General features: G+C 70.5%; 23 protein-coding genes. 8 read left to right on the forward strand and 15 right to left on the reverse strand.

Annotated features, from left to right (window positions below; all coding sequences use genetic code 11):
- Positions 1-77 precede the first annotated feature (77 nt).
- A complete protein-coding gene (locus ACIBSW_RS33210; protein ID WP_354726148.1) occupies positions 78-335 on the forward strand; it encodes a DUF4190 domain-containing protein in 258 nt (85 codons plus the stop codon).
- A 69-nt stretch (positions 336-404) separates the two neighbouring features.
- Here ACIBSW_RS33210 and ACIBSW_RS33215 read toward each other — a convergent pair whose 3' ends face one another.
- From ACIBSW_RS33215 to ACIBSW_RS33230, 4 genes are all read right to left on the reverse strand, one after another.
- Complete coding sequence (locus ACIBSW_RS33215; RefSeq protein ID WP_354726146.1) at positions 405-1,853, reverse strand: DUF6350 family protein; 1,449 nt, start codon at positions 1,851-1,853, stop codon at positions 405-407.
- 161 nt (positions 1,854-2,014) lie between these two features.
- On the reverse strand, positions 2,015-2,896 hold the full coding sequence (gene sucD, locus ACIBSW_RS33220; RefSeq protein ID WP_354726144.1) for a succinate--CoA ligase subunit alpha: 882 nt from the start codon (positions 2,894-2,896) through the stop codon (positions 2,015-2,017).
- A gap of 4 nt (positions 2,897-2,900) precedes the next feature.
- Positions 2,901-4,079, reverse strand: coding sequence for an ADP-forming succinate--CoA ligase subunit beta (sucC, locus tag ACIBSW_RS33225; RefSeq protein WP_354726142.1), 1,179 nt, complete (start codon positions 4,077-4,079; stop codon positions 2,901-2,903).
- A gap of 471 nt (positions 4,080-4,550) precedes the next feature.
- A complete protein-coding gene (locus ACIBSW_RS33230; RefSeq protein ID WP_354726140.1) occupies positions 4,551-4,955 on the reverse strand; it encodes a cobalamin B12-binding domain-containing protein in 405 nt (134 codons plus the stop codon).
- Between the two features lie 437 nt (positions 4,956-5,392).
- Here ACIBSW_RS33230 and ACIBSW_RS33235 point away from each other — a divergent pair, with 437 nt between their 5' ends.
- Together ACIBSW_RS33235 and ACIBSW_RS33240 are read left to right on the forward strand one after the other, a co-directional pair.
- Entirely contained in the window at positions 5,393-6,106 is a 714-nt protein-coding gene (locus tag ACIBSW_RS33235) for a M23 family metallopeptidase (RefSeq protein WP_354726138.1), read from the forward strand.
- Positions 6,107-6,274: 168 nt separating this feature from the next.
- Entirely contained in the window at positions 6,275-7,039 is a 765-nt protein-coding gene (locus ACIBSW_RS33240) for a M23 family metallopeptidase (protein WP_354726136.1), read from the forward strand.
- 103 nt (positions 7,040-7,142) lie between these two features.
- Here the strand turns inward: ACIBSW_RS33240 and ACIBSW_RS33245 are convergent, their stop codons facing one another.
- Complete coding sequence (locus ACIBSW_RS33245; RefSeq protein ID WP_354726134.1) at positions 7,143-7,649, reverse strand: hypothetical protein; 507 nt, start codon at positions 7,647-7,649, stop codon at positions 7,143-7,145.
- A 43-nt stretch (positions 7,650-7,692) separates the two neighbouring features.
- Positions 7,693-10,089: a DNA helicase PcrA gene (gene pcrA, locus ACIBSW_RS33250; protein ID WP_354726132.1), complete on the reverse strand. Its 2,397-nt coding sequence runs from the start codon at positions 10,087-10,089 to the stop codon at positions 7,693-7,695.
- A 242-nt stretch (positions 10,090-10,331) separates the two neighbouring features.
- On the opposite strand from pcrA, the gene ACIBSW_RS33255 reads away from it, so the two are divergent.
- Together ACIBSW_RS33255 and ACIBSW_RS33260 are read left to right on the forward strand one after the other, a co-directional pair.
- Positions 10,332-12,182, forward strand: a complete 1,851-nt coding sequence (locus ACIBSW_RS33255; RefSeq protein ID WP_354726130.1) for a bifunctional metallophosphatase/5'-nucleotidase — start codon at positions 10,332-10,334, stop codon at positions 12,180-12,182.
- Between the two features lie 228 nt (positions 12,183-12,410).
- Positions 12,411-12,701, forward strand: a complete 291-nt coding sequence (locus ACIBSW_RS33260) for a chorismate mutase (protein ID WP_354726847.1) — start codon at positions 12,411-12,413, stop codon at positions 12,699-12,701.
- Between the two features lie 63 nt (positions 12,702-12,764).
- On the opposite strand, the gene ACIBSW_RS33265 is transcribed toward ACIBSW_RS33260, so the two are convergent.
- The 7 genes from ACIBSW_RS33265 to ACIBSW_RS33295 all read right to left on the reverse strand — a co-directional run bounded on the left by ACIBSW_RS33265 (position 12,765) and on the right by ACIBSW_RS33295 (position 20,629).
- Positions 12,765-13,781, reverse strand: coding sequence for a dipeptide ABC transporter ATP-binding protein (locus tag ACIBSW_RS33265; protein ID WP_354726849.1), 1,017 nt, complete (start codon positions 13,779-13,781; stop codon positions 12,765-12,767).
- A complete protein-coding gene (locus ACIBSW_RS33270) occupies positions 13,778-14,809 on the reverse strand; it encodes an ABC transporter ATP-binding protein (protein WP_354726851.1) in 1,032 nt (343 codons plus the stop codon). The genes ACIBSW_RS33265 and ACIBSW_RS33270 overlap by 4 nt, the downstream gene beginning before the upstream one ends.
- Positions 14,810-14,816: 7 nt before the next feature.
- Positions 14,817-15,758, reverse strand: a complete 942-nt coding sequence (locus ACIBSW_RS33275; RefSeq protein WP_354726853.1) for an ABC transporter permease — start codon at positions 15,756-15,758, stop codon at positions 14,817-14,819.
- Positions 15,751-16,677 carry an ABC transporter permease gene (locus ACIBSW_RS33280; protein WP_354726855.1) on the reverse strand — a complete coding sequence of 309 codons (927 nt, stop codon included), beginning with the start codon at positions 16,675-16,677 and terminating at the stop codon, positions 15,751-15,753. The genes ACIBSW_RS33275 and ACIBSW_RS33280 overlap by 8 nt, the downstream gene beginning before the upstream one ends.
- 133 nt (positions 16,678-16,810) lie before the next feature.
- On the reverse strand, positions 16,811-18,442 hold the full coding sequence (locus ACIBSW_RS33285; protein WP_354726857.1) for an ABC transporter substrate-binding protein: 1,632 nt from the start codon (positions 18,440-18,442) through the stop codon (positions 16,811-16,813).
- 268 nt (positions 18,443-18,710) lie between these two features.
- Positions 18,711-19,376 (reverse strand): response regulator transcription factor, encoded by a 666-nt coding sequence (locus ACIBSW_RS33290; RefSeq protein ID WP_354726859.1) that lies wholly within the window; start codon positions 19,374-19,376, stop codon positions 18,711-18,713.
- The gene (locus tag ACIBSW_RS33295) at positions 19,373-20,629 is read right to left on the reverse strand and encodes a PspC domain-containing protein (RefSeq protein ID WP_354726902.1); all 1,257 of its coding nucleotides are present in this window, start codon (positions 20,627-20,629) and stop codon (positions 19,373-19,375) included. The genes ACIBSW_RS33290 and ACIBSW_RS33295 overlap by 4 nt, the downstream gene beginning before the upstream one ends.
- 173 nt (positions 20,630-20,802) lie before the next feature.
- On the opposite strand from ACIBSW_RS33295, the gene ACIBSW_RS33300 reads away from it, so the two are divergent.
- The 3 genes from ACIBSW_RS33300 (at position 20,803) to ACIBSW_RS33310 (ending at position 24,192) form a co-directional block, all read left to right on the forward strand.
- Positions 20,803-22,392 carry a PspC domain-containing protein gene (locus ACIBSW_RS33300; RefSeq protein WP_354726861.1) on the forward strand — a complete coding sequence of 530 codons (1,590 nt, stop codon included), beginning with the start codon at positions 20,803-20,805 and terminating at the stop codon, positions 22,390-22,392.
- Complete coding sequence (locus tag ACIBSW_RS33305; RefSeq protein WP_354726863.1) at positions 22,389-22,841, forward strand: hypothetical protein; 453 nt, start codon at positions 22,389-22,391, stop codon at positions 22,839-22,841. Before ACIBSW_RS33300 ends, ACIBSW_RS33305 begins: the two co-directional genes overlap by 4 nt.
- 106 nt (positions 22,842-22,947) lie before the next feature.
- On the forward strand, positions 22,948-24,192 hold the full coding sequence (locus ACIBSW_RS33310; protein WP_354726865.1) for a phosphatidylserine decarboxylase: 1,245 nt from the start codon (positions 22,948-22,950) through the stop codon (positions 24,190-24,192).
- Between the two features lie 73 nt (positions 24,193-24,265).
- Here ACIBSW_RS33310 and ACIBSW_RS33315 read toward each other — a convergent pair whose 3' ends face one another.
- Together ACIBSW_RS33315 and ACIBSW_RS33320 are read right to left on the reverse strand one after the other, a co-directional pair.
- Complete coding sequence (locus ACIBSW_RS33315) at positions 24,266-25,174, reverse strand: CDP-alcohol phosphatidyltransferase family protein (protein ID WP_354726904.1); 909 nt, start codon at positions 25,172-25,174, stop codon at positions 24,266-24,268.
- Between the two features lie 353 nt (positions 25,175-25,527).
- A complete protein-coding gene (locus tag ACIBSW_RS33320) occupies positions 25,528-26,430 on the reverse strand; it encodes an NUDIX domain-containing protein (RefSeq protein ID WP_354726867.1) in 903 nt (300 codons plus the stop codon).
- Positions 26,431-26,434: the final 4 nt, after the last annotated feature.

Consider the following 26,434-nt stretch of genomic DNA (forward strand, 5'->3'; position numbering starts at 1 on the left):
GCCGCTCACGTGATGGCCCACGTGCGCACCTGGTTCATCACATACCGCACTGCACGGATTTATCTGGAGGATTCGCCGTGACGCCACCGCCCTACGGACAGCCGGCCCCCGCGGCCAACGACAAGACGACGCTCTGGGGCGTCCTCGGCATCGTGTTCGCGTTCTGCTGCACCCCGCTCGCGATCGTTTTCGCGATCCTGAGCCTGCTCGAGGCCCGCAAGGTCGGCAAGCAGCCGACCCTGGCCTTCGTCAGCTTCGGCATCATCGCCGTGCTGCTCGTCGTTCAGATCATCTTCTACGCCACCGGTGGTTACGACAACATCACCGGCGCCTGACGTTTGTAGCGCCGCAACGGGCGCCCGGGCCGTCGGCCCGGGCGCCCGTCGTCGTTCGGGGGTCGCGCGCTACTTGCCGGTCGGGGCCCGGAAGGCCCGGCCCGCCGCCGCGCCGATGCTCGCGGACACCGCGACCACAATGGTCGCGACGAGCGCGACCTGCCACGGCACCGGCCCGATCTCGGCGAGCCGCCCGTTGCCGAGCGGCCCGCCCGACATCCAGGCCAGCACGCCGAGCACCAGCCCGGCGACCGGCCCGGACAGCACCGCCGCGCCGAGCACCAGCGACCAGGCCGGCTCGGCCGGCGCCGGCTCGCCCGGGCCGCGGCCCGGTGCCGGGTGGCCGTCGGCGGCGCGGTGCACGCCGACCAGCCGGCGGGTGAGCAGCCAGCCCGAGGCCATCGCCGCGAGGACCGGCACCGCGAGCAGGGCCGCGCCGCTCGCGCCCATCGGGCCGTCCGGCAGGCCCGCCAGCAGCGGCAGCGTCGGCAGCGGCCCGACCGTCACCTCGGTGAGCCGGATCGCCGAGTCGGTGCCCAGCAGGAAGCCGGGACCCAGCAGGTACGCCGCCGCCCAGACCACGCCGTTCGCGCCGTAGGCGAGGCTGAGCAGCGTGATGCCGGCCTGACCCGCCACCCCGGTCCGGTAGGCGGAGATCATGTCCGCGGCCTGGCCACCGCCGACCGCCACCGACAGCCCGGCGAAGGCCGCGCCCGCCGCCAGGATCAGCAGCGCCGACACCACGCCGGCGCGCAGCCCGTGGCGCAGCGCCGGCGGGATCCGGCGGGCGGTCACGACCAGCGCCTCCGAGCCCCGCAGCGCGCCGATCAGGGAGAACGCCAGCCCGGCGAGGAAGAAGTTCAGGGCGGCGCGGCCCGCGGACACCTCCGTGCCCCGGCCGTCGACCACGAGCGCCGCGCCCGCGCCGAGCAGCGCGTACGCGAGGCCGATCGTCGCCGCCACCAGCAGCGCCGCCCGGGGCGAGCCGCGGCGCCGGGCGCCGATCGCGCGGGTCACGTGCAGGCCGGCGCGGTTGAGTCGCCAGCCGGCCAGCAGGGTCAGCAGCAGCGGCGCGACGCCGAGCGGGCCGATGGAGGTGCCGATCGGCACGCCGTGGCCGAGCAGCCAGCCCGCCAGGCCGGCGTGCGAGGCGCCGCCGAGCCCGCCCTGCCCCTCCAGCGTGCGGGCGAGCCCGACGACCGCGGCGACCGGGACGTAGGACACCAGCGCGGCCCAGAACGTCGCGAAGGCGGCCGCGACCAGCAGCGGTGCGCGGCGCCGCGAGTCGATCGGGCGGCGCTGGGCGGGCAGCCTGACCGTCTTGTGGTTGCGCGGGTCGATCTGCACGGTCGCGCGGTCACCCGGATCGACGCGCACCGTGGGATGGCCGGCGGGCGCCGAGGGGCGCACATCGACCGGCACCGTCTCGCGCGCGGCAAGGTGAACGGCCTCGGCGGCCTCGAACTGGTCCTCCGAGCCGGCGGGTCGACCATCGGGAAGGTCGGGGGTGGTCGGCATCGCGGCCTACTTTTCCACGCCGGGCGGCCTGCGGCGACGCAGAAACGGCGGCGCGCCGCCTAACGATTCCTCAGGCGGGGGCGCTAACGCCCATAACGGCGACGCGCCGCCGTACGGAATCCGAAGATCCGCGCGGCGGCGCGCCTGTTGCCGTACCCGAATCAGCTCATGACCTCGCGCATGAGCCGCGCGGTCTCGCTCGGGGTCTTGCCGACCTTGACGCCGGCGGCCTCGAGGGCCTCCTTCTTGGCGTCGGCGGTGCCGGCCGAGCCGGAGATGATCGCGCCGGCGTGGCCCATGGTCTTGCCGGGCGGTGCGGTGAAGCCGGCGATGTAGCCGACCACCGGCTTGGTCACGTTGGCCTTGATGAACTCGGCCGCGCGCTCCTCGGCGTCGCCGCCGATCTCGCCGATCATCACGATCGCGTCGGTGTCCGGGTCCTCCTGGAACGCCTTCAGCGCGTCGATGTGCGTGGTGCCGATGATCGGGTCGCCGCCGATGCCGACGCAGGTGGAGAAGCCGAAGTCGCGCAGCTCGTACATGAGCTGGTAGGTCAGCGTGCCGCTCTTGCTGACCAGGCCGATGCGGCCGGCTGGCGTGATGTCGGCCGGGATGATGCCGGCGTTGGAGGCGCCCGGCGAGGCGATGCCGGGGCAGTTCGGGCCGATGATGCGGGTCTTCTGCCCCTGCGCCACGTTGTACGCCCAGAACGCGGCCGAGTCCTGCACCGGCACGCCCTCGGTGATCACCACGGCGAGCGGGATCTCGGCGTCGATCGCCTCGAGCACCGCGGCCTTGGTGAACGCCGGCGGCACGAAGATGACCGACACGTCCGCGCCGGTCTCCTTGATCGCCTCGCCGACGGAGGCGAAGACCGGCAGCGACGTGCCGTCGAAGTCGACGCTCGTGCCCGCCTTGCGCGGGTTGACGCCGCCGACCACATTGGTGCCCGCGGCGAGCATCCGGCGGGTGTGCTTGGAACCCTCCGAGCCGGTCATGCCCTGGACGATGACCTTGGAGTCCTTGGTGAGCCAGATAGCCATGTCGTCACTTCCCCGCAGCCGCGAGCTCGGCGGCACGCTCGGCCGCACCGTCCATCGTGTCCACCCGCTGCACCAGCGGGTTGTCGGCCGAGTCCAGGATCGCCCGGCCGGCCTCGGCGTTGTTGCCGTCGAGGCGCACCACGAGCGGCTTGGTGACCGCCTCGCCGCGCTCGCCGAGCAGGGCGAGCGCCTGGATGATGCCGTTGGCGACCTCGTCGCACGCGGTGATGCCGCCGAAGACGTTCACGAAGACCGACTTGACCGCCGGGTCGCCCAGCACGATCTCGAGGCCGTTCGCCATGACCTGCGCGCTGGCGCCGCCGCCGATGTCGAGGAAGTTGGCCGGCTTGACGCCGCCGTGCCCCTCGCCCGCGTACGCGACCACGTCGAGCGTCGACATGACCAGGCCCGCGCCGTTGCCGATGATGCCGACCTCGCCGTCGAGCTTGACGTAGTTGAGGTTCTTGGCCTTGGCGGCCTGCTCCAGCGGGTCGACCGCGGACTGGTCGACCAGCGCCTCGTGGTCGGCGTGCCGGAAGCCGGCGTTCTCGTCCAGGGTGATCTTGGCGTCCAGGCAGAGCACCCGGCCGTCGCCGACCTTGGCGAGCGGGTTGACCTCGACCAGGGTGGCGTCCTCGGCCACGAAGGCCTGCCAGAGCTTCACCGCGATGTCGACGACGTGCTCGGCGACCTCGGCCGGGAACTTAGCGGCGGCGACGATCTCGCGCGCCTTGGCCTCGTTCACGCCCTCGTTGGCGTCGATCGCGATCTTGGCGACCCGCTCCGGGTCCTCCTCGGCGACCGTCTCGATCTCCATGCCGCCGGCGACGCTGGCGATGCAGAGGAAGGTGCGGTTGGCCCGGTCCAGCAGGTAGGAGAAGTAGTACTCCTCCTTGATGTCCGCCGTCTCGGCCAGCATCACCTTGTGCACGGTGTGGCCCTTGATGTCCATACCGAGGATGTCGCCCGCGCGGGCCTCGGCCTCGTCCGCGTCGGCGGCGAGCTTGACGCCGCCGGCCTTGCCACGGCCGCCGACCTTCACCTGGGCCTTGACCACGACCCGGCCGCCGAGGCGCTCGGCGATCGCGCGGGCCTCCTGCGGGGTCTCGGCGACGCCGCCGCCCAGCACGGGCAGCCCGTGCCGTTCGAACAGGTCGCGCCCCTGATACTCGAACAGGTCCACGTGTCTCCTTTCGCTCGCGACGCTTGCCCCGGCAAGCCGCGTACCTGCGTCCCGACCTGATGTCCGCGGCGCGTCGTTGCGTCGCCGCCAGCGTGAGAGAAATGTCGGCCCTAGGGCCTCAATTCGCAGCCTAGCCACCCGGCCGCCGGTCGCACCGCCGCGGGTGCGCGGTGTGCAAGACGGCACAGGTCGAGTTCTACGCCAGTCGGGCGCCGTCCGCAGCGAAGTCGGCGACTGCGCGCCGACCGGGGGCCTCGCGCGGGCGTCCGGGAAAAACGGGAAAAAGTGGCCCCTGGTCGCGTAACCCCGCCCAGGAGGCGTCGTTGAGTGTGATGTCGGAGCGCTGAGCGGCCGATGAGAGCGGCCGATGCCCTGTCGGTCGAGGGGTGGCGGCGGGGCATCGTGCATAGAGAGGCCGGACGTGTGAGGGGTGCGTCCGGCCTCTCCCCTTAACTCTTCGCAGTTAAATGGTCACGCTACAGGCGTGGCCACATTGGCGCGTACCCATTCGATGATGGATGCGGTTGTGGCGCCCGGCGTAAAGATATGCGCGACGCCGATCTTCTCGAGTTCGGCAATGTCGTCGGCTGGAATGATGCCGCCGCCGAATACCACGATATCGGCCGCATCACGCTCCGCTAACAGTTCCACTACGCGCCGAAACAACGTCATGTGCGCACCGGAGAGCACGGACAGCCCGATGGCGTCCGCGTCCTCCTGGATCGCCGTTTCGACAATCTGCTCGGGCGTCTGATGCAGGCCGGTGTACACGACCTCCATGCCGGCGTCCCGCAACGCCCGGGCCACGACCTTCGCGCCGCGGTCGTGCCCGTCCAGCCCCGGCTTCGCCACAACGACCCTGATTCGTGCTTGCATCTGCGACCCCTTCGGCGCATACCGGCCGCGCTGCCGGCCGACCCATCTGAACTGCCACCTGAACGAACGGTAACCCGCCGCGGTTGAACCCTGGAAGCCGCGGCCTCGTACTACCTGCCGGCACAAGAGCATCCGACCCCACTAAGCAAGCACCGTTAAAGGTATTCCACGTCACATGACTTTGTGTTGAAAACACGGTTACGGAGAGCCAACATCGCCCCTACTCAGAAATGCAACCAACTCGGACAATCGCCCCCGAATGCCGACACGTAACTGTCAGGGAATTGGCGCTGCGACTTGTGACTCGGGTTGCGTTTCGTTACCGTGGCCCACGGCTGTCAACTGGTTAACCCCGGACCGACCGCCCGGCAAACCACCGTTCAGCACCTGTTCCAGCTTGGCGGTTGCCGCTCTTTGCCACCGACGGAGGGTTGTTCGTGCGTCAGCGCTTGTCGTCTGAGCCCGACCGCTATCGCGGCCGCCGCCGCGTACCCACACCTCCGCGCAGCCGCTACGCGGTCGTGGTCACCTCCGCCTTCGTCGGCGCCGGCGTCGTGGCCCTCGGCGCCGCCTCGCAGCTGCCGGACGCCAAGACCATCAACCCGTCCGTCCTGCAGAACCTCGAGGCGGGCGACGCCCTGGCGGACCGCTCGGCCGGCGACCGCGCGTCGCGTGGCGAGGACCGCACCGCCAGCACCAAGATCTCCGACGAGCAGGCCGAGGCCGAAGCCTGGCTGCTCCCGCTCGACGACTACCAGTTCACCTCGCCCTACGGGGTCCGCTTCGGCAAGCTGCACGCCGGCATCGACCTGGCGGCGCCCGAGGGCACCCCCTACAAGGCCGTGCACGCGGGCCAGGTGACCGCCGCGGGTTACAACGGCGGCTACGGCTACGCCATCACCATCAAGCACTCCGACGGCACCGAGATGATCTACGCGCACTCCCGGCGGCTCATGGTCAAGGCCGGCGACACCGTCAAGGCCGGCCAGATCATCGGCGAGGTCGGCAACACCGGCTACTCCTACGGCACGCACCTGCACCTCGAGGTGCACGTCGACGGATCGCCGACCGACCCGATCGTCTTCCTGCGCGACCAGGGCGTCGACATCAAGCTCCGGATCGAGTCGGTCTACGGAGTCGGCGCCTCCTGATCCCGCACGACCCGTCGCGGCTGGACCTCACGGTCCGGCCGCGTTTTCGTGTGCCCGCACCCGCTCCGCAACCCCGGCGGTAGCGGCGCGCCCATTCTTCTCAAGATCCGCGGTGCGGTGCCGACAGGCATGTGTCGGACGCCGAGACCCTTGGAGGATCAACCCGTCGTGCAGCAGCATCGAGCCAACGGGAACATCTGGGGTCGCCACCGCCGGACGGCCGACTCGCACAGCCACCGGGACCCGGCCGGTCCGGTCGTCCGCAAGGGCCAGTACCTGATCGCGGCCGCGCTCGTCGCCGGCATCGGCGCCGCGGGCGTCGGGGGCGTCTACTACAGCGCCTCGTCAGCACCGGCCTCCGCCAAGGAACGCGCGCAGGCCGCGGCACAGCTGAAGACCTCCGAGCCGATGAGCATCCCGCTCGCGTCCGACGCCGACGCCGGCCTGCGGGCCGCCGGCGACGGGCTGTCGCTGGAGACCGGGCTGCCGGCCGTCGCGCAGAGCCGCAAGCCCAAGCCGCGGCCGTGGGTCGACCCGATGCCCGAGGGCTCGGTGACGTCCTGCTTCGGCGCGCGCTGGGGTCGCCTGCACGCGGGCGTCGACCTGGCCGCGCCGCACGGCACCCCGATCCGCGCCGCGGGCTCGGGCCGGGTCGTGTCGGCGGGCGCGGAGGACGGCTACGGCAACGCGGTGCTGATCGACCACGGCAACGGCTACCTGACCCACTACGGCCACCTGTCGGCGATCACGGCCAAGACGGGCCAGACCGTCAAGGCCGGCGACCAGATCGGCAACGAGGGCTCCACGGGCCACTCGACCGGCCCGCACCTGCACTTCGAGGTGCACAAGGGCAGCTACCAGAACCCCATCGAGCCGACCCGCTGGATGCAGCAGCACGGCGTCGACCTCGGCGGCTGCGCCTCCCGCGGCTAAGGCCTGGTTTGCCGGCGCGCGACCGCACTTCGCCGGGGCCCTCGGCATGAGAAAAGCCCGTCACCGCTGGTGAAGGGCTTTGGTCCGCTGAAGCGAGTTCACCTCACGGGGTGAGCCAACCGGTGGTGCTGCGATGCAGCGTCAGACCGGCGGTGTCGAACTCGTCGTGGTCACCCTCCTCGACCGGAACGCCGAGCGAGCGCAGGCCGGTGTTGATCGCCGAATCGCAGTGGTCCACGATCTCGTACCAGTACTCGCCCTCGCCGTCCCGGTCGCGGGTGAAGTCCGCGTCGTAGCAGACCTTGCCCCGGTCCCAGCCGATGGCGGCCTGGAAGCCCTCGCCGGCCCAGGTCTCGCCCTGCACATAGAGCACCGGACCCTGCTCGGACAGGGCACGAGCCCAGCGGGCGACGCCCTCGGTCAGGCGGTAGAAGCCGGCTACCAGCTCCGCGTCCTCCGGCGTGACCGACAGCGCCGCGACCACGGGGTCGGTGAGAGGAATGAACCACAGCCCGGGACGGGACAGCGGCACCGCGCGGGTACCGGCCGGCAGTTCCGGGCCGGCGGCCGGGTCCGTCGTGGTGATGATTCCTTCGATATCTGATGACATGCTCGAATCTTGCTGGACCCGGTCAACCGGAATACTGCCCGATTCAGAGCTTCTCGACCGGGGCGTGGCGTAGCACCAGCCACATGACCTGGTCACCGAAGTCGATCTGGGCGCGCGCGCCGGGGCCGTGGCCCTCCACCGTCACGACCCGGCCGAGGCCGTAGCGCTGATGGTTGACCCGGTCGCCGGCCGCCACCTTCGGCGTCTGCTTCATCTCGCTAGCCGTCGTCAGCCTGCTGGCGTCGACACCGAGCCGCGAGGCCAGCTGCTGCGCCTTGGGCGTACCCCCGGCGAAGCCTCCGCCGCGCCCGCGGTCTCCCCCACCGCGACCGCCGACGCCGCCGCCCGTGCCGGACCACGAGGTGTAGGAACCCGCGGTGCGCTCCCAGCGCACCAGCTCGGCCGGCAGCTCGTCGGTGAAGCGCGAGGGCGGGTTGTACTGCGGCTGGCCCCAGCCCGACCGGGTCACCGCGCGGGACAGGTAGAGCCGCTGCCGGGCCCGGGTGATGCCGACGTAGGCGAGCCGGCGCTCCTCCTCGAGCTCGGCGTTGTCGCCGAGCGCGCGCATGTGCGGGAACACGCCGTCCTCGAGCCCGGTCAGGAACACCACCGGGAACTCGAGGCCCTTCGCCGTGTGCAGCGTCATCAGGGTGACCACGCCCTGGTGCTCCGGGTCGTCGCTGGGGATCTGGTCGGCGTCGGCGACGAGCGCGACCTGCTCGAGGAAGCCGGCCAGGGTCGCGGCCGGCGCGGCGTCGTCCTGTTCGGCCTGCGCCTCGACCCGCTCGGTGTATTCGCGGGCGACGCTGACCAGCTCCTGCAGGTTCTCCACCCGGCCCTGGTCCTGCGGATCGAGGCTGTCCTCCAATTCGGACAGCAGGCCCGAGCGCTGAAGCACCGCCTCGAGCACCTCCTCGGGCGGCGCGGTCGTGGACTGCTCCCGCAGGTCGTCGAGGAGCCGCACGAAGTCGGCGATGCTGTTCGCCGCGCGGGTCGAGATGCCCGGCGCGTCCTTGGCGCCGCGCAGGGCCTGGCCGAACGAGATGCGGTCGCGGGTGGACAGCGCCTCGACGCAGGCCTCGGCCCGGTCGCCGATGCCGCGGCGCGGGGTGTTGAGCACCCGCCGGATGCTCACCGTGTCGTCGTCGTTGACCACCGCGCGCAGGTAGGCCAGCGCGTCGCGGACCTCCTTGCGCTCGTAGAAGCGCACCCCGCCGACCACCTTGTAGGGCAGGCCGACGCGGATGAACACCTCCTCGAAGACGCGCGACTGGGCGTTGGTGCGGTAGAAGACCGCGACGTCGCCGGGGCGCACCTCGTGGTTGTCGCCGAGCCGGTCGATCTCGCGGGCCACCCAGTCGGCCTCGGCGTGCTCGGTGTCGGCCACGTAGCCGACGATCTGCTCGCCGGCGCCCTGGTCGCTCCAGAGCCGCTTGGGCTTGCGCGAGGTGTTGCGGTCGATCACCGCGTTGGCCGCGGACAGGATCGTCTGCGTGGAGCGGTAGTTCTGCTCCAGCAGGATCGTGCGCGCATCGGGGTAGTCGCGCTCGAACTCGAGGATGTTGCGGATCGTGGCGCCGCGGAACGCGTAGATCGACTGGTCGGCGTCGCCGACGACGCAGAGCTCGCCCGGCGCCACGTCACCGTCGACGGGCCCGGCCAGCTCCTTCACCAGCATGTACTGCGCGTGGTTGGTGTCCTGGTATTCGTCGACGAGCACGTGCCGGAAGCGGCGCCGGTAGGCCTCCGCGACGTGCGGATGCGACTGCAGCAGGTGCACGGTCGCCATGATGATGTCGTCGAAGTCCAGCGCGTGCGCCTCGGCCAGGCGGCGCTGGTAGAGCACGTAGGCCTCGGCGACGGCGCGCTCGTTGGGGCCTTTCGCCCGGTTCTTGAAATCCTCGGGCTCGACCAGCTCGTTCTTCAGGTTCGACACCTGGGCGGCGAGGCCGCGGGCGGTGTAGCGCTTCGGATCGAGATCCAGCTCGCGGGCCACCATCTGCATCAGCCGCCGCGAGTCGTCGGCGTCGTAGATCGAGAACGTGCTCTTCAGCCCGGCGTGCTCGTGCTCGGCCCGCAGGATGCGCACGCACGCCGAGTGGAACGTCGACACCCACATCAGCCGGGCCCGCGGCCCGACCAGCGCGGCGACCCGCTCCTTCATCTCGCCGGCGGCCTTGTTGGTGAAGGTGATCGCGATGATCTGGCCGGGATGCACGTCCCGCTCGGCCAGCAGATAGGCGATCCGGTGGGTGAGCACCCGGGTCTTGCCCGACCCGGCGCCGGCCACGATCAGCAGCGGCGACCCGGCATGCGTGACGGCGTCACGCTGCGGGGTGTTGAGGCCGACGAGCAGCGACTCGGGGTCGAGCCGGCGGGCCGCCGCCCGCTTGGGCGCACCGCCCTGGTCCGGCGATCCGCCGTCCTGGACAGGCGGCATTGCGAACAGGGGCTGGGAATTTTCCGGAAGGGCTCGCATCGCCGGACAAGTCTATGCCGCACCACCGACAATGTTCCCCGGGGCAGCCGGGCGGTCCACGGGGTCGGACAAATGTCTTCCGACCGGTCATCGTGGTGCCGCCGCAACCAAGCTGTCACCCGGAAGTAGTAGCGCTGACCAGCGTCAATACACGAGGCTGTCTCAGTTGGTTGATCCGTGACCCGATCGGGAGACCGAATACTATGGACCACCCCCGCCTCCGCGGCTGGGCCGCGACGCGTCATCTCGCCGTACCGGCCCTCGCTCTAGCCGTCGTCGCCACCCTGCCGATGACGCGCTCCGAGAATCCCGCCCCCGCCGCGCAGCACCTGCCCGGCATGGCGCCCGCCAGCGTTTCGTACGGACTGTCCGGCAAGACGGTCAAGGGCCAGTTCCTGAGCTACAACGACTTCCACGGCGCCATCGACCCGCCCGGCGGCAGCGGCGCGGCCGTGAACGGCACGCCGGCCGGCGGTGTCGAATACCTCGCGACCTTCCTGAAGAAGCTGCGCTCCGAGGCGGCCGCGGACGGCCGGTCGACGCTGACCGTCGGCGCCGGCGACCTGATCGGCGGCACCCCGCTGGTCAGCGCGGCGTTCCACGACGAGCCCACGATCGAGCTGATGAACGAGATCGGGCTCCAGGTGAGCTCGGTCGGCAACCACGAGTTCGACGAGGGTGTCGACGAGCTGATCCGCATGCAGCGGGGCGGCTGCCACCCGACCGACGGCTGCCAGGACGGCGACGGCTTCAAGGGCGCGAAGTTCACCTACCTCGCCGCCAACACGATCAACAAGAAGACCGGCCTGCCGATCCTCCCGCCGATCGACATCAAGTTCGTCGGCGGCGTGCCGGTCGGCTTCGTCGGCCTGACCCTCGAGGGCACCCCCGGCATCGTCAACCCGGCCGGGATCAAGAACGTGCGCTTCGAGAACGAGGTCGCGACCGCGAACAAGTGGGGCAACCTGCTGAAGCTGTTCGGCGTCAAGGCGCAGGTGCTGCTCGTGCACCAGGGCGGCCAGCAGAACGCCTCCCAGGGTGTCCCGGTTCCCGGCGCGTCGGACTGCAACAGCTTCTCCGGCCCGATCGTGCCGATCGTCGCGGGCCTGAACCCGGAGTTCAGCCTGGTGGTCTCGGGCCACACGCACCGGTTCTACTCGTGCACGCTGCCCAACTCCGCGGGCACCTCGGTCGTGACCAGCGCCGGCACCAACGGCCAGCTGATCACCGACATCGACTACTCCGTCGACCGGCGCACGGGCCGCTTCGCCGAGGTCACCGCCAAGAACGTCGTCGTGGAGAACGGCGTGCCCGACGGCAACGGCGGCTGGCTGAAGGACGCCGCGGGCGTGTTCCTGAAGAACCCGGCCACGGTCGACGCGAAGGCGAAGGCGGTCGCGGACAAGTACCGCACCGCGGTCGCCCCGATCGCCAACCGGGTGGTCGGCGCCATCACGGGCGACATCACCCGCACCGCCGGCGCCAACGGCGAGTCCCCGCTGGGCGACGTGATCGCCGACGCGCAGCTGGCCTGGACCCAGAGCAGCAACGCGCAGATCGCGCTGATGAACCCCGGCGGCATCCGCGCCGACTTCGACGCCGAGAACTCTGCGGGCGGCGAGCCCAACGGCCAGGTCACCTACGGCGAGGCGTTCACCGTCCAGCCGTTCAACAACCTGGTGGTCACGCAGACCTTCACCGGCGCTCAGCTCAAGGACGTGCTGGAGCAGCAGTTCGTCGGCTTCGGCGGGCAGACCACCCAGCGCATCCTGCAGGTGTCCGCGGGCCTGACCTACTCCTGGAACAGCACCGCCGCGGCGGGCTCGAAGGTGACGGCCCTGGCCCTCAACGGCACCCCGATCGACCCCGCCGCCAGCTACCAGGTCACCACGAACGACTTCCTGGCCAACGGCGGCGACGGCTTCACCAACCTGACGCTGGGCACGGGCCGCACCACGGCTCCGGGCTTCGACGTCGACGCCCTGGTCGGCTACCTGGGCGCCGGCGCTGCGGTCGCGCCGGGCCCCGCCAACCGCATCACCAAGGTCGGCTGAGCCGGACATTCCCACGCTTCGGGCCGTTTCCTTGCGAAGCGGCCCGGGCCGGGGTCATACTCGCTGCGTGATCCAACAGGCGCGATTTTTTTACTACGGCACCGGAAGTCCGGCGACCGTAGGACGCGTCTGAACGACAGACCTACATCAAGCCCCGGGCTTCCCAGCCCGGGGCTTGATGCTGCCCGGGCCGGGCCGACCGGGGCGCCAGCACCCGAGGAGCACGACATGAGCGCAAACCTGATCGACCAGCCCACCGGCGCCGGCGCGGAGCCCGCCGTCGAGGAGATCAAGGCGATCCGCGAACGCATCGACGAGATCGATCAGTCACTGATCGATCTGTGGCTGGAGCGCTCCCGCCTGAGTCAGCAGGTCGGCCGCACCCGGATGGCATCGGGCGGCACCCGGCTGGTGCTCAGCCGCGAGCGGGAGATCGTGGAACGCTTCCGCGAGGCGCTCGGCCCGGACGGCACGCAGGTGGCGTTGCTGCTGCTCCGCGCCGGCCGCGGCCCCCTTTGACCGCCTGACGGGCACGAGAAAGGGGCCCGCCGGATCGGCAGGCCCCTCCTCGTACGCGCGTGCTCAGACCGCGTGCACCACGTCGCGGGGTTCGGCGAAGTGGCAGGCGCTCGGGTGCGGCGAACGCTCCCGGATCTGCAGCAGGGGCTCCTGCTCGGCGCAGACCGCGCGGGCCTTCCAGCAGCGGGTCCGGAACCGGCAGCCCGACGGCGGGTTGGCCGGCGACGGGACGTCGCCCTCCAGCACGATCTCGTCCCGGCGCCCGCGCAGCCGCGGGTCCGGTACCGGAACGGCCGAGAGCAGCGCCTGGGTGTACGGGTGGGTCGGCTGCTCGTAGATCTGGTGGTCGTTGCCGATCTCCACGATCTTGCCCAGGTACATGACCGCGACCCGCGTCGAGATGTGGCGGACCACGGACAGGTCGTGGGCGATGAAGATGTAGGACAGGCCGAATTCCTTCTGCAGGCGCTCGAGAAGGTTCATGACCTGCGCCTGGATCGACACGTCGAGGGCCGACACCGGCTCGTCGCAGACGATGATCTCCGGCTTCAGGGCCAGCGCGCGGGCGATGCCGATGCGCTGACGCTGACCACCCGAGAACTGGTGCGGGTACCGGTTGACGTGGTCGGGGTTGAGGCCGACCGTGTCGAGCAGGTCCTGCACCGCCCGGCCGCGACCCTGGCGGGGCGTGACCTCGGGGTGGATCTCGAACGGCTCCCCGATGATGTCGCCGACCGTCATGCGGGGATTCAGCGACGTGTACGGGTCCTGCAGCACCATCTGGATGTTGCGGCGGGCCCGGCGCAGGCGGCCGCCGCTGAGTTTGACCATGTCCTCACCGCGGACGTTGATCGCACCCGAGGTCGGCTTCTCAAGGCCGACCAGCAGCTTGGCCAGCGTCGACTTGCCGCAGCCTGACTCGCCGACGACGCCGAGGGTCTCGCCGCGGCGCAGCTGAATGTCCACGCCGTCGACCGCGCGAACCGCGCCGACCTTCGACTTGAAGACGATGCCCTGGGTGATCGGGAAGTGCTTCACGAGACTCTTGGTCTCGAGCACGACGTCGTTGCGGTCGCTCATTCGCCCGCGACCTCCCTCCAGAAGTGGCAACGGGCCGTGCGGCCCGGCGCGACGAAGTACGGCTGCGGCGCCGGGTCCTGCCGGCAGACATCCTGGGTGTAGGTGCAGCGCGGGTTGAAGGCGCAGCCCTTCGGGATGTCCGTCAGCGCGGGCGGGAGGCCCTTGATGACCTTGAGTTGCTGGCCCTTCATGTCGAGCCGCGGAATCGACTCGAGCAGCGCCTTCGTGTACGGGTGGGACGGCCGCGCGTAGATGTCGTAGACCGGCGCCTCCTCGACGACCCGGCCCGCGTACATCACCGAGATGCGGTCCGCGACGTCGGCGACCACGCCCATGTCGTGGGTGATCAGGATGAGGCCCATGTTGCGCTGCTGCTGGAGCTCGGCGAGCAGGCGCATGATCTGCGCCTGCACGGTGACGTCGAGCGCCGTGGTGGGCTCGTCGGCGATCAGCACCTCGGGGTCCAGCGCCAGCGCCATCGCGATCATCACGCGCTGGCGCATGCCGCCGGAGAACTGGTGCGGGTAGTCGCCGATCCGGGCCTTCGCAGCGGGGATCTTGACCTGGTCGAGCAGCTCGATCGAGCGCCGCTTGGCGTCGGCGCGGGACATGCCGCGGTGCTTCCGGAACAGCTCGGCCATCTGGTAGCCGATGGTGAACACCGGGTTCAGCGCCGACAGCGCGTCCTGGAAGATCATCGCGATCTGGTTGGCGCGCACCTTGCGGCGCTCGTTCTCCGACAGCTTCAGCAGGTCGAGGCCGCGGTACTTGACCTCGCCCTTGGTGATGAAGCCGGGCGGGCTGTCGAGGATGCCCATGATCGCCTGAGCGGTCACGGACTTGCCGCAGCCGGACTCGCCGAGGATGGCGAGGGTCTCGCCCGGCGACAGCACGAAGTTCGCGCCGTTGACGGCGCGCGCGACGCCGTACTGGGTGCGGAACTCCACGTGCAGGTCGGTGACCTCGAGCAGGGGTGCGTGCGGATCGAGCCCGGGCAGGACGTCGATCTGAGCCTTGATATCGGTCATGTCGCGGTCACCGCAGCTTCGGGTCGAAGGCGTCGCGGACGGCGTCGCCCAGCATGATGAAGGCCAGCACCGTGGCCGCAAGGAAGATGGACGGCCAGATGAGCGGTTCGGGTGCGGTCCGGACGTACGGGCCGGCCTCGGAGATCGCGATGCCCCAGGAAATGGCGCTGTTCTTGAGCCCGATGCCCAGGTACGACAGCGTCGCCTCGGCGGCGATGTTCGTACCCAGCAGGATCGTCAGCACGACGACGAACGCGGCGACCGAGTTCGGCAGGATGTGCCGGAACATGATGCGTCCCGAGCCGGCGCCGAGCATGCGGGCGGCGGCGACGTAGTCCTGATTCTTGGACGTGATCACCGCGGACCGCATGATACGGGCGGCCGTGGTCCAGCCGAGCACGCCGAGCGTGACGGTGACCGCGACGACGCCGTTGCTGGCCGGGTCCGACGAGAGGCGCTTGGCCAGCACGATCGCGGCGAGCAGGAACGGGATGCCGAGCACGATGTCGATGAAACGCGACAGGATCGCGTCGATCGACTTGCCGAAGAAGCCCGCGGCGAGGCCGATGATCAGGGCGATCACGCCGGAGAGCAGGGTGGCGAGCACGCTGACCACGATCGAGTTACGGGCACCGAAGATGGTCTTCGCGTAGACGTCACAGCCCTGGAAGTCGTACCCGAAGAACGCCGAACCGCTCGGCGACCCGAACTGGCGGCTCAGCGCACAGTCGCGTGGGTCTCCCGCACCGAACAGGGACGGGAAGGCCGCCATCGCCACAATGATCACGACCAGGACGGACGCGAACCAGAAGATCTTATTGCGCCGCAGGTCGATCCAGGCGTCGCCGGCCAGGCTGCGGGGCTTGTCGCGCTTGTTGGCGTGCCTCGGCTCGGTCGGCGGATTGCCGGCAGGGCCCTCCACGGCGGCTACTGCTTCGAGATCACTCATAACGAATCCTCGGGTCCAGGGCGGCGTACAGCAGGTCGACCAGCAGGTTCACGACCAGGAAGACGATCACCAGGATGCTGACAAAGCCGACTACCAGCGGGCCGTCCTCGGTCTTGATGCCACGGAGGAGGTTGAACCCGACGCCGGGAATGTTGAAGACACCTTCGGTGACGATCGCGCCGGACATCAGACCGCCGATGTCGACACCGATGAGCGTCACCACGGGAATGAGCGAATTTCGCAGCACGTGCACGCCGATCACCCGCTTGCGGGACAGACCCTTGGCCCGGGCCGTGCGAACGTAGTCGGAGCGGAGGTTCTCGGCGACCGACGAGCGGGTGACCCGCAACTCGGTCGCGATCACGAGGCTACCGAGGACCAACGCCGGCAACAACAGCGCCCAGAACGTCGGATGCGCGCCGGCCGTCGGCGGGAACCAGCCCAACTTGATGGCGAAGATCAGCTGTGCGATCGGGGCGAGCACCACGATCGGCAGGGAGAGGATGATCAGCGTGATCACCAGGGTCACGTTGTCGAACATGCTGCCCCGGCGGATGCCGGAGATGACGCCGGCGGTGACCGCGACTGTCGCGGCGATGACCATCGCGATGATTGCCAGCCGGATGGTCACAGGCCAGGCCTGGAGCATCATGTCGCTGATCTTCCGGCCGGTCAGCGAGGTACCGAAGTCCCCGGAGAGCATGCCCTTCATGTAGTACCAGTACTGCGTGAGGAAGGGCTCGTCGAGGTGGTAGCGCTCAGTCAGTGCCTGGCGCACGCTCTGGGTAAGGGGCCGTTCGCCCGCCAACGCCTGGAGGGGGTCGTCCTGGTTGGCGAACATCAGCGCATACACGATGAAGGTGGCTCCGAAGAACGTCAGAACCATCTGAAGTAGGCGCCGCACGATGTAGCGGAACATACGGATTTAGCCTCTTCCGCGGAAGATGCGCCGCCGCGCCTCGTGGGCACGGCGGCTGTAAGTAGGGGAACACAGAGGTGGCGCCACGGTGTCACATAATCCGTGGCGCCACCAGTGCACTAACGGCCTTGGATCAGTTCACTTCGATCTTGTAGAGGTCAACCTTGGAGAACAGGTCGACGTTCACATTCTTGACCTTCTGCGAGTGGCCGAAGACGTTCTGACCGAAACGCAGCGGGATGACCGGCATGTCCTTGGCGAGGATGTCCTCGGCCGCCTGCCACTTGGCGATGGCCTCGTCGGTCGTCTTGGCCGCCGAGCCCTCCTTGACCAGCGCGTCGAACTGCGGGTTGGAGTAGCCGTAGTAGTTGGAGGAGCCACCGGTGCCGTACAGCGGGCCCAGGTAGTTCTCCATCAGCGGGTAGTCCATCAGCCAGCCGAGGCGGATGAGACCGACCTTCTCCTTCTTCTCGACCTTGGTGAGGAGGTCGGCGAACTTGGGCTCGCCGACGCCCGTGCACTCGATGCCGAGCGACGCCTTGATCTGGTTGCACATGGCGTCGACCCACGCCTTGTGGCCACCGTCAGCGTTGTAGGTGATCTGGATCTTCTTGGGACCACCGTTGGCGTCGTAGAGCGCCTTGGCCTTCGCCGGGTCGTACTTGCAGTTGTCACCGCAGGTGTTGTCGCGGTAACCGGCAACCACCGGGGACACGAACGACGTGGCCGGCGTCTGCGAACCGAGGAAGATCTGGTCGGTCATCTCCTGGCGGTTGACCGCCATGGAGAGGGCCTGCCGGACCTCCTTCTTGGCGAACTCCGGCTGGAACGTCGGGAAGCCGACGAACGCGAACGAGGAGCTCGGGCTCTTCAGGAAGCGGGGGCCGAGGTCGCCGGGCGCGGCGGCCAGGCTCTCGATCGGGATGGTCGTCTGGACGTCGACGTTCTCCGCGAGGAGGTCGGCGTACTCCGCCTTCTGGTCCTGGTAGATCTTCCAGGTGATGCCGTCGATCTTCGGGACGGTGCCCTTGAAGCCGTCGACCTTCTCCACCACGATCTGGGAGTCGTGCTCCCACGTGCCCTTCATCTTGAAGGGGCCGTTACCGATGATCGCGTCCTCGAACCCGTCGGCGATGACGCCGGGGGCGGAGAAGGCGGCCTTCGGCAGCGGGTAGAACGCGGTGTAGCCCATGACGGACTCCCAGCCGGCGAAGGGCGCCGACAGGGTCACCGTGAAGGTGGTGTCGTCGACCTTCTTCAGGCCGGTGAGGGTCTTGGCCTTGGGCTCGGGGGCCTTCTTCGGGCCGTCCTCGCCGTCCGGGTCGACCGACTGGAGGTCGGCGTAGCCCTCGATGCGCTCGTAGAAGTAGGACGCGCCCTGGCCGTTGGGGCCGTACGCGCCGTAGTTCCAGGCGTCGATGAAGTTATCGGCGATGACGGGCTCGCCATTGCTGAACGTGAAGCCCGGCTTCAGCTTCACCGTCCAGACCTTGTTGTCGTCCGAGGTGACCGACTCGGCGCCGACCTCGACGGGCTTACTCTGCGCGTCGAAGTCGATGAGGGGGTAGAACAGCGAGGAGAGGACCTGGGCGCCACTCGACTCAGTCGCATTCGACGGAATCAGGTGCTGCGGCTCTCCGATACCGATGACGACGGTGTTGGTGGCGGATTCGGTGTCATCCGACCCACCACCAGAGCAGCCAGCGGCCAACAAGGCGATGGCGGTCGCGCCGACCGCCATCTTCCATGGACGATTCCCGAGCATGGGAGTTACTCCTTCAAGGGCGCTCACGAGGGGTTGTGTGAGTAGAGGACACCTTCGCACAGGGCCCCTAGGCCATGGCGGCGCCGTTATCAAGCCGATATTAGCCCGATGCGGTGCCGCCACTGCGCGAAGATCATCTACTCCGTCAGCCACATGCTGCTGACCTGGCGTTTAAGGTCAAGTGTAGTTCTCAGGTAACTATCAGTAGTCACTACGTCCGGTTTGCCCTACCTAGGGCAAACATACCTGTCCGGACGGTTGAGTACCCCTAGACCAGTCGACGATCGGCCGCCCACCTCGAAAGCTCATAGCGGTTGGACATCTGTAGCTTTCGGAGCACGTTTGAGACGTGGGTCTCAACCGTCTTTATGGAGATGTACAGCTCCTTCGCAATTTCCTTGTACGCGTAGCCCCGGGCGAGCAGCCGCAGCACCTCGCGCTCGCGGTTGGTGAGCTGGTCCAGCTCGGGATCCGCGACGGGCACGTCCGGGCGCGACGCGAACGCGTCCAGCACGAAACCGGCGAGGCGCGGGCTGAACACCGCGTCGCCGTCGGCCACCCGCCTGATCGCCGCGGCGAGCTCGTCCGGCGAGATCGTCTTCGTCACGTAGCCGCGGGCACCGGCCCTGATCAGGCCTATCACGTCCTCGGCGGCGTCGGAGACGGAGAGGGCCAGGAACTTCACCTGCGGATGCGTACGCCGCATCGCGTCGAGCACCGCGCGGCCACCGCCGTCGGGCATGTGCACGTCGAGCAGGACCACGTCCGGGGAGGTCGCGGCGATCCGGGCGACCGCCTCCGCCACGGAACTGGCCTCGCCGACCACCTCGACGTGCACCCCGAGCTCGGCGCGGACGCCGGCCCGGAACATCGCGTGGTCGTCGACGAGGAAGACGGTGAGCCGCCGGTTCTCCTCGGCTGCGGGCTCGGTCATCGTGCGTTCTCCTTTCCGGCGGTGACGCTCTCCCGCGAGGCGGGCAGCGTCAGGCGTACCTCGGTGCCGTCGCCGGGCGCGCTGCGGATCTCGGCCCTGCCGCCGTGCCGCCGCATCCGCCCGACGATCGAGCCACGGACGCCGTGCCTCGTATCCTCCACCCCGTCGGGGTCGAAACCGGCACCGCGGTCGCGGACGAACACGCTGAGCTCCTCGGCCTCGACCTCCGCGTAGAGCGACACGGTCTCCACCCCGGAGTGGCGGGCCGCGTTCACCAGCGCCTCGCGCGCGGCGGCGACCAGCGCGGCGACCCGGTCGTCACACTCCGTATCGCCGACCACCACGGCCTCGACCGAGATCGCGTAGGTGTCCTCGACCTCGGCGGCCGCCTGCTCGAGCGCCGCCGCGAACCGCTCGGTCGGCGACGCCATCGGCTTGTACAGCCAGTTGCGCAGGCTGCGTTCCTGGCCGCGGGCCAGCCGCTGGACCTCTTTGATGTCCGTCGAGTTGCGCTGGATCAGCGCGAGCGTGTGCAGCACCTGATCGTGGATCATCGCCGCGACCTCGGCGCGCTCCTGCTCGCGGATGCGGCCCTCGCGCTCCGAGCGGAGCTGGCTGAAGGTGCGCCAGAGCAGTGGCGCCATGACGACGCCGACGCCGAGCAGGCCGACCAGCGCGAAGATCACGCCGTTGAAGACCGCGCTGAGGTTGCCGGCCGGCGCGTACACGGCCAGCACGCCGATGACACCGACCGCGACCAGGACGCCGCCGCCGATGAACCGGAACAGGAACGAGCGGCGATCACTCTCCGCTACCACCGCGGCGAGCCAGGGTGCCTGCGGGTTGTCCACCAGGCCCCGGCGGGTCGGGTCGGACTGGTGCCAGATCACGCCGGCGCCGACCGCCGTCACGGCGATCAGCCAGCCCGCCGTGCCGGCCACGCCGTTGTCCTCGAAGAGCAGGCCCTGCAGCAGCACGACGCCGAGGCCGATCGCGCCGAACGGCAGCAGCAGGCCCAGGTCCCGGCGGGTGCGCTGCTCGCCGGTCGACAGCTGCTGCGGGAGCACGGCCCAGAACACGGCGTAGAGCAGCAGGCCGAGGCCGTTGAAACCGAGCAGGAGCACCAGGGCGATACGTACCGCCGTGACCGGAACGCGCAGATGACGCGCGAGACCGGAGGCGACCCCGGCAATGACGCGGTGGTCGCGCGGCCGGTAAAGGCGGCGCGGCGGTGGTGCGGCGGCGGCGGTGATCGCTCCTCCTCCAAGCTGCGGGCACGGCGATGTCCGGCCTGTTCGATCGTCACACGAGCCGGGGACGACGGCCACGGGGTAACTCCCCTATCCGTACGGCCCCCGGATCTCAGGGTGGCGTCAGGGTCGCCGCCTGAGGCGGTTCGGGTGGGGGTGCGACCAGTATCGAAGGCATGACCGACGAAGCTGCCCAGTCCCGCGAAGCTGCCGGGTCGTCGCAGGACGCTCCGGCACCTTCCGCCGTACCTCCGCCGTCCGACCCTCCGCCCGCGGCATACGAGCCGCCGGCCACGGACGCGCCGACCGAGTCGGACCCGCCCCCTCCGCCGCCGCCGGGCGCCGCCGCGCCTCCCGGCGCCGAGCCGCCGCCGTGGTTCGGCGGGCCGGACGGGCCGACCTTCTCCCGGGAGAAGCTGATCCGGCCGACCCGCGGCCGGTACCTCGCCGGCGTCTCCGGCGCGATCGCCAACGCCACCAACACCGACCCGGTGCTCTGGCGCGTGGTGCTGGCCGTGCTCAGCTTCTTCGGCGGCGTCGGTGTGCTGATCTACCTGGTCACCTGGCTGCTGACCCCGGCCGAGGGCGACACCGGCTCCCCCGTCGAGTCGCTGCTCGGCCGCGGCCGCTCGGCGATGACCCCGCTGTCGATCGTGCTGGTGAGCGCGGCCGCCGTGCTGACCTTCGCGTTCGTCGTCCGGGACGGCCTGCGGGCGACCCTGCTGGCCGCGGCGGTCCTGGCCTGCGGCGCGCTGGTGCTCAAGCGCAACGGCAGGCTCAACGCGAACGCCAGGGCCGCGGCGCCGGACCCGGCGCCGGACGGGCCGTGGTCGGCGGCGAGCGCCGCGACCTTTCCCTCGGCACCGGCAGCGCCCCCTGCGGCTGCGCCGGACGAAGAGCGGACCGCGGCGTTCCCGGCCGCGCCCGCACCGGCCGGCGAACCGGTGACCGCGCCGCTGCCGCCCCGGCCACCGAACTACAGCCCGCCCGCCACCCCGCCGCCCGGATACACGCAGGCGGCGTACATCCCGCCCAGCACGGCGTACGCGCCGCCGCCGGGCGGCTACCGGCCGCCGTTCGCCCCGCACGGCCCCTGGGCGCATCAGAGTGCCGGTCCGGCGGTGCACCCGCCGGCGCCGCCGAGGCAGCGGCCGCCCAAGCCGCCCCGGGAGCGCTCGAAGCTCGGCCGCATCACGTTCTTCATGATCGTGATGGTCATGGGCCTGCTGGCCCTGATCGACCTCGCCGGCGTCGACGTGTCGGTCTCGGCCTACTTCGCGGCCGCGCTCACCACCATCGCCCTCGGCCTGATCGTCGGCACCTGGTTCGGCCGGTCCCGCGGGCTCATCTTCCTGGCGATCCTGGCCTGCCTGGGCCTCGCGGTCTCCAGCGGCGCCGAGAGCTGGGGCGGCGAGCTGGGCAACAGCTCATACCGGCCGCAGAGCATCGACGCGGTCGCGGACCGCTACGACTTCACCATCGGTACGGCCACCCTGGACCTGCGCGCGGTCGACTTCACCGGCCAGGATCAGGTCACCACCGTCGCGATGAAGCTCGGCCAGCTGCGGATCCTGCTCCCCGACAACGTCGACACCACCACGACCGTCCAGATGGACGGCGGCCGGGCGGAGATCTTCGGCCGCCAGTGGGAGGGCAGCGACCTTCAGACGCAGGAGGTCACCGACCTGGGCGCGGACGGCGCCGGCGGCGGCAAGCTGCGGCTGAACATCGAGATGAACACCGGCGACGTGGAGGTTGCCCGATGAGGCCGCACCGTACCGACGGCATTTCGCTGAGCTTCGGCCTGATCTTCCTGCTGGTCGCGGCCTGGTGGGCGGTCACCCGGGTGACCTCGGTCCAGCTGCCCGCCGCGGGCTGGCTGGTGGCCGGCGGGCTGATCCTGTTCGGGGTGCTCGGGCTGCTCGGCGCGATCCGCTCCGGCAAGCGCGCCGAGGTGCCCGCCGCGGTTCAGGCCGAGGCCGAGGTGGAGACGCCCGGCAGCGACCTGCCACCCGGCATGCACGCCGACATCGTGCGCGAGCTGCTGCACAACCCGGCGGACCGGACCGACCTGAACCCGGCGTACCTCAAGCACCCGGTCTCCACGCCGCCGGCACCTTCCGCGCCGAAGCCCGCATCGGCGCCGCCCGCGCCGGTGGCGGAGGAGGCGCCGGTGACGGATGAGGACACCGGCGAGCTACCGCAGCGCGACTGAACCAGAACGCACCGTCCGCAGGTCACACCAACGGGTGAGGCCTGCGGACGGCGCCATATGCTCTTCGAGCAGAGGAAATCCGACAGCGCGAGGAGCCCGTACCGTCATGACGTCGTTTCCCGTCGTGTCCACCGCGCCTGTGACCGGCGTCGGCCCGCGCGCCGCCCGCGCCCTTACCGCCGAGTTCGCCCGCCACAACGCCGCAACCAGCGCCCTGGTCATCGGGGCCGACCACGCCTCGGCCGTGGTGGCCGCCGCCATCGAGGCGCTGCTGCCCGGCGACAACCTGACCCTGGTCGCGGGCGTGCGCAGCACCGCCGACCTGCTCCGCGACCACATCGCCGGGCTGGGCAGCTGGGTCTCGGACCGGGTCCGGATCCTGGACTCGCTGGCCGAGGCCACCCCGGCCGACGTCGTCATCCTCGGCGAGCCGCTGACCGGCACCGCCGACGAGACCCGCGCGGTGCTCGACAGCCTGGGTAAGTACCTCACCGAGGGCGCGGTCGTCTCCGTCGCGGTTCCCGCCGTGCCCGGGCGCACCGGCGGCGCGGCCGCCGAGCTGTTCCGGCAGAGCGCCCTCTTCGGGGTCGGCACCGACCTGGTGGCCCGCAACCAGCCACCGCTGCGCGTGCACCGGCTGCGCTTCAGCCAGGCCGACACCCGGGTGGCCGCCACCCTGGCGCCGGCCTACCGCCCGTCCAGCGTGCCGGTGACCCGCACGATGCACATCGACTCGAACGGCGTCGCCGCGGCCGGCATCGCGCTAGGCCTGGCCGCGCTGGCCCGCGGCGCCCGCCCCAAGTCGAAGCTGTGGCTGATCCCGGCCCTGGCCGCGCTTCCGGTCGCGGCGTTCTTCCGCGACCCGGAGCGCGACATCCCCGCCGACTCGAACGCGATCGTCGCGGCCAGCGACGGCAAGGTGCTGTCGGTGGAGCGCCTGACCGACGAGCGCCTCGGCGAGGGCGAGTTCCTGCGCGTCGCGGTCTTCCTGTCGGTGCTCGACGTGCACGTCAACCGTGTGCCGGTGGCCGGCCGGGTCACGGACTACTTCGTCATCGACGGCGGCTACGCGAACGCGATGACCGCGGCCGCCGAGCACAACGTCGCGGCGTACACGGTGCTGGACACCGACCACGGCACGGTCGCCGTGGCCCAGCGGACCGGCCTGATCGCCCGCCGGATCGTGCAGCGCACCCCGGTGGGCACCCTGGTGGCCCGCGGCGAGCGAATGGGGCTGATCCGCTTCGGCTCCCGCACGGACGTCTACCTGCCGGCGGACAAGGCCGAGGCCACCGTCGCGGTCGGCGACAAGGTCATCGGCGCCAGCTCCGTGATCGCTCGCTGGATCTGACCCACACCCGCCGAACACGGAAAAGGCCGCCTACCCCAGCCGGGGCAGGCGGCCTTTCCGATGAGAGCGGACGTCAGACGGCGCGGCGGGTTTTCAGCCACAGCACCGGGCCGCTGAACAGGTAAGCGGCGACGACCAGCACGAACGTCAGGCGCGCGTCCACCAGGGCGCCCACGATCGGCAGCAGCCACAGCCACGGCGGCAGCTTCACGAGCCGGGCCAGCTTGGCGTACGGGAAGCTGGAGACCATCGCGAACGCCATCAGCGCCACCCCACCCAGCACCACCTCGCCGGGCAGCGGCAGACCGATCAGCACCGCGAGGGCCAGCACCGCGGCGGCCATCGTCGTCGGCACGCCGGAGAAGAACCGGCCGTCCTTGGGCGAGACGTTGAAGCGGGCCAGCCGGATCGCGGCGCAGCCGGCCACCAGCATGCAGGCCACCGCGGCGAACGCGGTCGGCACGGTGTGCGCGAGCGAGGCGTAGACCACGACGGGCGCGGCCAGGCCGAACGAGCACATGTCGGCCAGCGAGTCCATCTGCGCGCCGAACGGGCTGGAGACGCCCAGCTTGCGGGCCAGGGCACCGTCGAGACCGTCGAAGACGACGCAGGCCACCAGGCAGGCGGCCGCGATCCGGGTTTCGCCCTGCATGGCCAGGAAGATCGCGAGCAGCCCGAGGCCGAGGCTGGCCAGGGTGCAGCCGTTGACCAGCGCGAAGCTGACGCGGCGGCGCATCGTGTGCTCACCGGGCAGCAGCGAGGCCGAGTCCGCCTCGACGATGACCGGCTGGGCCGTCGGCGCGGGGCCGTGGCTGTCCGGGGTCGCGAGCGCACGGCTGCGGCCGTACGGGGAGGGTAGAAGCTCCGTGCCGGTGTAAATGACCTCGGCCCGGGTGGCGGTGGCGGCGCGTCCGGCTTCGCCGGACCTGCGTCCCACGCGCACCAGAAGGGCTTGCCGCGCGATCGTTCCACCGCGGCGCAGCCGGCCTGCCCAACGACGTCCGGCGGGACGGGGACTATCCGTCGTGCGACGCCGGCGCCAAGGGGTTCTCGGCACGTGCTCCTCCATCTTGGGGTCGGAATCCCCGGCGGCTCGAGCCGTTCCGGGGTGCTGCCCTTCGCCCGTACGTCTACGGACAGTCATGTTAGGCGGGTTACACAATCGCATAGCCGAGCGGTCTTGGCGATAGACCTCGCAGACCTCTTCAGCGCCGTGTGCAACGACATCCTCTTGAGTTCTGTTCCTTCGACGGGCGAGGGAGGCACCCATGCTGCCTGGCCCTGTGACGATTCTAACCGAAGCCTCCTAGGCCGATCACCGGCCGCCTGCGCCGGTCATCGATGCGTCGTCCCACCCGTCAGCCGCCGGACGGCGGCCCACGCGACCTCGGTCAGCGGAAGATCACGCACGGTGGCGGCGTCGAACCACCCCGCCGCTTCCGTCGACCCGCCGGCTTCGGTCACTACTGTTTCTGTCGGCGCATCGACGAGAATCCTGAACAGGACCCGCACGACATGCCAGTCGATCGGCACCCCTTCCGGACCTATCGCGGCCGGATCGTGCCGGTGCGAGATGCCCAGCAGCCCGGTCACCCGTCCGTGCTGCCCGGTCTCCTCGAGCAGCTCCCGGGCGACGGCCGCCTCCGGCGCCTCGCCGTGGTCGGTGCCGCCGCCGGGCAGGTGCCAGCACCCGGCGCCCGGATAGCCGGTCGCGATCTTGGTGAGCAGGACCCGGCCGTCCGGGTCGGTGACCAGCCCGTACGCCCCGAAGCGCTGGCCGCGCCCCGGCGTGCGGGCGACGGCGGAGTCCGCCTCGTCCGGTACGTCGGAGGCGGCGCCGGGCAGGCCGAGCACGCGGGCGGTGAACGGCATCAACGGCAGCCGCTCCGGCCGCACCCAGTCGACGGCCTCGGTGGTGCCGGCGGCCTCGTTACGCAGGCTGCCGCCGGCCGTTTCCACGTCGTAGATGATCCGGTCGGTGTGTTCCCACGTATCGGTGTGTGGCAGCCGGAACACGTCCGACGTCACCGAGACCAGGCCCGCCACGCGCACGGAGAGGCCCGTCTCCTCGGCGAACTCCCGGACGACCGTGTCGTCGGGGTCCTCGCCCTGCTCGACGCCGCCGCCCGGCAGGGTCCACAGCCCCGGGAACGACGACAGGCCGGAGTTGCGGGCGAGCAGCACCCGGCCCGAGTCGTCCCGGCAGACCCCGTACGCGCCGATTCGTCTGACCTTCACGCCC

The sequence above is a fragment of the Actinoplanes sp. NPDC049668 genome, assembly GCF_044465445.1.
Lineage (GTDB): Bacteria > Actinomycetota > Actinomycetes > Mycobacteriales > Micromonosporaceae > Actinoplanes.

What these genes read in the sequence shown, in the direction of transcription:
- ACIBSW_RS33255 (WP_354726130.1), top strand. Translation starts at nt 10,332, where the DNA reads ATGGACCACCCCCGCCTCCGCGGCTGGGCCGCGACGCGTCATCTCGCC.
- ACIBSW_RS33290 (WP_354726859.1), bottom strand. Translation starts at nt 19,376, where the DNA reads ATGACCGAGCCCGCAGCCGAGGAGAACCGGCGGCTCACCGTCTTCCTC.
- ACIBSW_RS33305 (WP_354726863.1), top strand. Translation starts at nt 22,389, where the DNA reads ATGAGGCCGCACCGTACCGACGGCATTTCGCTGAGCTTCGGCCTGATC.
- ACIBSW_RS33275 (WP_354726853.1), bottom strand. Translation starts at nt 15,758, where the DNA reads ATGAGTGATCTCGAAGCAGTAGCCGCCGTGGAGGGCCCTGCCGGCAAT.
- ACIBSW_RS33230 (WP_354726140.1), bottom strand. Translation starts at nt 4,955, where the DNA reads ATGCAAGCACGAATCAGGGTCGTTGTGGCGAAGCCGGGGCTGGACGGG.
- sucD (WP_354726144.1), bottom strand. Translation starts at nt 2,896, where the DNA reads ATGGCTATCTGGCTCACCAAGGACTCCAAGGTCATCGTCCAGGGCATG.
- ACIBSW_RS33265 (WP_354726849.1), bottom strand. Translation starts at nt 13,781, where the DNA reads ATGAGCGACCGCAACGACGTCGTGCTCGAGACCAAGAGTCTCGTGAAG.
- ACIBSW_RS33215 (WP_354726146.1), bottom strand. Translation starts at nt 1,853, where the DNA reads ATGCCGACCACCCCCGACCTTCCCGATGGTCGACCCGCCGGCTCGGAG.
- ACIBSW_RS33260 (WP_354726847.1), top strand. Translation starts at nt 12,411, where the DNA reads ATGAGCGCAAACCTGATCGACCAGCCCACCGGCGCCGGCGCGGAGCCC.
- ACIBSW_RS33310 (WP_354726865.1), top strand. Translation starts at nt 22,948, where the DNA reads ATGACGTCGTTTCCCGTCGTGTCCACCGCGCCTGTGACCGGCGTCGGC.
- ACIBSW_RS33270 (WP_354726851.1), bottom strand. Translation starts at nt 14,809, where the DNA reads ATGACCGATATCAAGGCTCAGATCGACGTCCTGCCCGGGCTCGATCCG.
- ACIBSW_RS33280 (WP_354726855.1), bottom strand. Translation starts at nt 16,677, where the DNA reads ATGTTCCGCTACATCGTGCGGCGCCTACTTCAGATGGTTCTGACGTTC.
- ACIBSW_RS33300 (WP_354726861.1), top strand. Translation starts at nt 20,803, where the DNA reads ATGACCGACGAAGCTGCCCAGTCCCGCGAAGCTGCCGGGTCGTCGCAG.
- ACIBSW_RS33285 (WP_354726857.1), bottom strand. Translation starts at nt 18,442, where the DNA reads ATGCTCGGGAATCGTCCATGGAAGATGGCGGTCGGCGCGACCGCCATC.
- ACIBSW_RS33245 (WP_354726134.1), bottom strand. Translation starts at nt 7,649, where the DNA reads ATGTCATCAGATATCGAAGGAATCATCACCACGACGGACCCGGCCGCC.
- pcrA (WP_354726132.1), bottom strand. Translation starts at nt 10,089, where the DNA reads ATGCCGCCTGTCCAGGACGGCGGATCGCCGGACCAGGGCGGTGCGCCC.